5 protein-coding genes are annotated in these 2,978 nt (G+C 66.5%); 1 reads left to right on the top strand and 4 read right to left on the bottom strand.

Features of this window, described 5'->3' with window-relative positions:
- Positions 1 to 39 precede the first annotated feature (39 nt).
- Complete coding sequence (locus tag Q7T84_RS10950; RefSeq protein ID WP_304808675.1) at positions 40 to 264, bottom strand: GDCCVxC domain-containing (seleno)protein; 225 nt, start codon at positions 262 to 264, stop codon at positions 40 to 42.
- Positions 261 to 674 (bottom strand): MFS transporter permease, encoded by a 414-nt coding sequence (locus tag Q7T84_RS10945; RefSeq protein ID WP_304808673.1) that lies wholly within the window; start codon positions 672 to 674, stop codon positions 261 to 263. The genes Q7T84_RS10950 and Q7T84_RS10945 overlap by 4 nt, the downstream gene beginning before the upstream one ends.
- Before the next feature lie 83 nt (positions 675 to 757).
- Here Q7T84_RS10945 and Q7T84_RS10940 point away from each other — a divergent pair, with 83 nt between their 5' ends.
- On the top strand, positions 758 to 1,201 hold the full coding sequence (locus Q7T84_RS10940; RefSeq protein ID WP_304808671.1) for a helix-turn-helix domain-containing protein: 444 nt from the start codon (positions 758 to 760) through the stop codon (positions 1,199 to 1,201).
- Between the two features lie 218 nt (positions 1,202 to 1,419).
- Here Q7T84_RS10940 and Q7T84_RS10935 read toward each other — a convergent pair whose 3' ends face one another.
- On the bottom strand, positions 1,420 to 2,088 hold the full coding sequence (locus tag Q7T84_RS10935; RefSeq protein ID WP_304808669.1) for a hypothetical protein: 669 nt from the start codon (positions 2,086 to 2,088) through the stop codon (positions 1,420 to 1,422).
- Positions 2,088 to 2,765: a HupE/UreJ family protein gene (locus Q7T84_RS10930; RefSeq protein WP_304808677.1), complete on the bottom strand. Its 678-nt coding sequence runs from the start codon at positions 2,763 to 2,765 to the stop codon at positions 2,088 to 2,090. The genes Q7T84_RS10935 and Q7T84_RS10930 overlap by 1 nt, the downstream gene beginning before the upstream one ends.
- Positions 2,766 to 2,978 lie beyond the last annotated feature (213 nt).

Genomic DNA, 2,978 nt, shown 5'->3' with positions numbered 1-2,978 from the left:
CAAACTCGCCCGACCAAAGTCAAAACTTTCCGGCTCTGTTCAGCCGCAGCATGCCTTGCCGCCGCCCTCCTGGATCGGCGGGCAAGGCACGTCGCCATAGGAACAGTAGACGCAGCAATCGCCGGCCTTCGGCTTCAGGACGGCGCCGCAGCCCTGGCAGTCGTAGAAGTACTGGCAGGCGTCGGTCGGCATAGTCTCGGTCACCCGGTGGCCGCACTGCGGACAGGTGAGTGTCGAACGGGCCTCGATCTGCACATCGCTCATCCGCGGGCGCTCCGGATCAGGGACAGCGCCCAAGGCTCGACGATCGGCTGCCAGACTAGGGCAAGAATGATGAGGACGGTGGCCACGCCGAGCACGACGGTTCCAAGGCGTGAAGGTGCGCGACAGGCGGCGTCGGTGCGACACAGCCGGGCACGCCGCCAAGTCAGGACCCAACCCACGCCGACCACGCCCAGCGCGGCGAACGTGATCCAGGTCCGCTGACCGGCGATCCATCCAAAGCTTCCGAGGCCCAGCCCGGCTAGGGCGAGGGACATCGGCAGGACGCAGCAGGCGGCCCAGGCGAAGACCGCACCCGCCGCAGCCACAACGGCGGCCCAGCTCAGGGCGGTCTCGGCAGGCTTCCCGCCATCCCCATCCGGTCGTGCTCGAATCCCGCTACTCGCCGTCATGTCATCGTCTCCTGGCGCCATGAGAACGAGGATGCCATCTGTAGTGGCTACAGACTCAAGCCCCAATCGAAAGTCACGTTCCGATGACCGACCAGGCGATCCAGATCGGCGAGCTGTCACGCCGCACGGGCTGCAATATCGAGACAATCCGCTACTACGAGCGGATCGGCCTGATGCCCGCCCCGCCTCGGCGCGGCCGCTATCGCAGCTATGGCGCGGACGACGTCGGTCGGCTGGGCTTCGTGCGTCGGGCCCGCGAGCTGGGCTTCACGCTGGACGAGGTGCGCGCCTTGCTGGGCCTGGCCGGTGGCGGGCAAGCCTCCTGCGCCGATGTGCGGACCCTCGCCGCGTCGCACCTGACGGACGTCCGAGCGCGGATCGCCGACCTGAGGCGCATGGAGCGGGTCCTGGCTGACTCCGTCCGGGCCTGCGACGCTGAGCAGGACCCAGGCTGTCCGCTGATCCAGTCCCTCTATGCAGAACGTGGGCGGTCGGCGGATAGCCTTGACACTAGAATCCCCAAGTGAGGCTGCAAGGAGCCCGCGCACGGCGCGTGGCGGGACGCGCCGACGAGCGGGACGGCGGCGCCCAATAGGCGCGCTTGAGGCGGCGCGCCCGCGGGAGCCGCCAGGCGGCGGGACCGAGCGCGATCGCCGGCCCGCTCTCGATGTAGATATCGTCAGCGGGGGCATGCCGCACCACCTCGCGGCGACGTCACAATTGCAAACGCCCCACTCGCCGACGATCAGCTAGCCGCTGGCTGTGTCGCCTGCGGCTCGATGCGCGCGAGGTTGCCCTCCTCTCCGGCCGGAACCAATTGGTAGAAGCCGGAGAGCGTCACGCGCACCTTGATCGGCTTGTCGGACCGATTTCGGAAGTACCATCCGTGGATGCCATCAATGGGGGCGACGAGGGATCCATGGGCCTGCGCCCCGCTGCCTTTCTCATAGTCCGCCACCTTCACGGCGCCCGTCGCCTCGGCGGCGACGGTGTGCCCATGGAAGTCGAACATGAGGTCCTCTGGGACGGGCAACCCCACGGCTTCCCAGCTGTAGACGAGCGTGGCCCCTTTGGGCACACGCACTTTGAACTCCAGGGCGTTGCCCCGCGCTTCATCGCCGTTGGCGGCCAGCGGTATCTCGAAGGTGTCTGTTCGGAATGTCGAGGACTGTCGGACGGCCGCAGGAGCGCCGGCTGTCCCGGTCGCGACGATCTCCTCCTTTGGCGCCCAGAGCCGTGACAGCCCCGTCGCGCGCCCAAGGCCCAGCGGATCTTGGTTGTACTCGGCCGGCAGGACGGCGCCGAAGACGATCACGACGGCGGTGGCCGCCGCCGCCATCACCGAGAGAAGCAGGGTTCCCTTGGAAGGGGACGTAGGATTGAGCGCGTCCGGCAGAGGCTTGGATTCTGACATCAAGCCGAAGCTCCATAAACTAGGCCGCCGAGTTGGAAGCCAATGAGGACAAATCCCGCCGTCATGAGGAGAACGTTGGCGGCGGTGGACAGGCGGCGATAGCCGGGCAGGCTGCGCCAGATGAGGATCAGGGCCAGCATGAGGGTGAGCGCGATCATTTGGCCGATCTCCACACCGACGTTGAACGCCAGCATGTTGATGAGCAGGCCATTCTGGGGGAGCTCGAGCGCCTGAAGTTTGGTCGCAAGACCAAAGCCATGGATCAGGCCGAACCCGAACACCGCCACCCTGGTGTTCGGCTGGACGCCGAACACCGTGCGGAAGCCGCCCAGATTGTCGAAGGCCTTATAGGCGACCGAGAGCCCGATGATCGCGTCGATCGCGTACGGGTTCATCTCGATCCCGCCCAGGACTCCCAGCAGCAGGGTAAGCGAGTGCCCGACCGAGAACAGGGTCACGTACAGCGCCACGTCCTTGAACCGATAAAGGAAGAAGATGACGCCAAGCAGGAACAGGAGGTGGTCGTATCCGGTCACCATGTGCTTGGCGCCGAGATAGAGGAACGGAATGATGTCCGGCCCGGAGGTTCCGGCTACGAACGCCGCATCCTTACCTCCGAGGCCATGAGCTGCGGCCGTACCTGCTGTCGCCAGGACGAGCAGAAGTGCGGCCAGCATCGCTCGGCCGGCGACCGGCCGATTGTTAGGGAGGGCTTTCACGGGATCACTGGGGAATGGCTGAGCGGGGGGGTGGAGTCAGCGGGTCTTGCCGGGCTGGGGCGAGCTGATCACGACGTCGATCGCGACCAGATCGGTGAGGCTGTCGCCAAATCCGAGCGCCTTGACCGACTGGCCCACCTTCACGTCCTTCAGGGCCACCCGCTTGCCAGC

This window comes from Phenylobacterium sp. (genome assembly GCF_030654915.1).
Lineage (GTDB): Bacteria > Pseudomonadota > Alphaproteobacteria > Caulobacterales > Caulobacteraceae > Phenylobacterium.
Note: the sequence above shows the minus strand (reverse complement) of the source record. Positions and strands in the feature narration are given on the sequence as shown.

What these genes read in the sequence shown, in the direction of transcription:
- Q7T84_RS10950 (WP_304808675.1), bottom strand. Translation starts at nt 264, where the DNA reads ATGAGCGATGTGCAGATCGAGGCCCGTTCGACACTCACCTGTCCGCAG.
- Q7T84_RS10945 (WP_304808673.1), bottom strand. Translation starts at nt 674, where the DNA reads ATGACGGCGAGTAGCGGGATTCGAGCACGACCGGATGGGGATGGCGGG.
- Q7T84_RS10940 (WP_304808671.1), top strand. Translation starts at nt 758, where the DNA reads ATGACCGACCAGGCGATCCAGATCGGCGAGCTGTCACGCCGCACGGGC.
- Q7T84_RS10935 (WP_304808669.1), bottom strand. Translation starts at nt 2,088, where the DNA reads ATGTCAGAATCCAAGCCTCTGCCGGACGCGCTCAATCCTACGTCCCCT.
- Q7T84_RS10930 (WP_304808677.1), bottom strand. Translation starts at nt 2,765, where the DNA reads ATGCTGGCCGCACTTCTGCTCGTCCTGGCGACAGCAGGTACGGCCGCA.